General features: G+C 71.1%; 1 protein-coding gene and 1 pseudogene. Both read right to left on the bottom strand.

Annotated elements, in window-relative coordinates:
- A pseudogene (locus ACEN88_RS33770) lies at positions 1 to 224 on the bottom strand (secretion protein); the annotation flags it as partial.
- A gap of 42 nt (positions 225 to 266) precedes the next feature.
- A partial coding sequence (locus ACEN88_RS33765; RefSeq protein WP_413346723.1) for a hypothetical protein occupies positions 267 to 582 on the bottom strand: 316 nt, incomplete at its 5' end.

The following is a 582-nucleotide window of genomic DNA, read 5'->3' as shown; positions in this document are numbered from 1 at the left end:
CGGCGCGGGGTGAAATCGTCGAGCGTGGACGGGGCATCGGCCGCGCCAGCGGCGGCGATCGTGACCCGGTCTTGTGCGTCGGTTGCCAGTTGCATGGTGCCCTCGTTCCAGTCTTGAATCAGGATGTCGGCCGTTGCTTCCGCGCCGATCGACATCGTCGTTGGATTCAACTTTATCCGGGCGCCGGCGTGGAAGCCGGTCAGGATGCGAAGTTCTTTGGTCATGAGCGAATCTCCTTGTTCAATGTGATGCGGTTGCGGCGGCGCTTACCAGCCGCGGCCGCGGCGGATCAGGGCGGCGAGCGCGGATACGCCGAGTGCGCGGCCTTCGCTCGTCCGGCGGCGGCCCAGGTTCAGCAGGACGATCGGCAGCAGCAGGTTGACCGACTCCTCGGCGTCCGTCAGCGGGCGTTTCGGGCCGGCCGGCCTGGCCGCGACCACCAGGCGGTCACGCACGTCGGCCAGCGTGGTGGGGCGCGCGCGCTCGGCCTCCGGGAGCGCGAGGAATTCGCGCACGATGGCCAGGATCGGGTACGTGGGGCTGGCGGCCGGGGCCGCGCCCGGCCCCCCGCCGCCCCCCCCC

The organism is Massilia sp. CT11-108 (assembly GCF_047302915.1).
Taxonomy (GTDB): Bacteria; Pseudomonadota; Gammaproteobacteria; order Burkholderiales; family Burkholderiaceae_D; genus Telluria; species Telluria orientalis.
The sequence above is the reverse complement of the archived record's forward strand: the minus strand, read 5'-3'. Positions and strand labels throughout refer to the sequence as shown.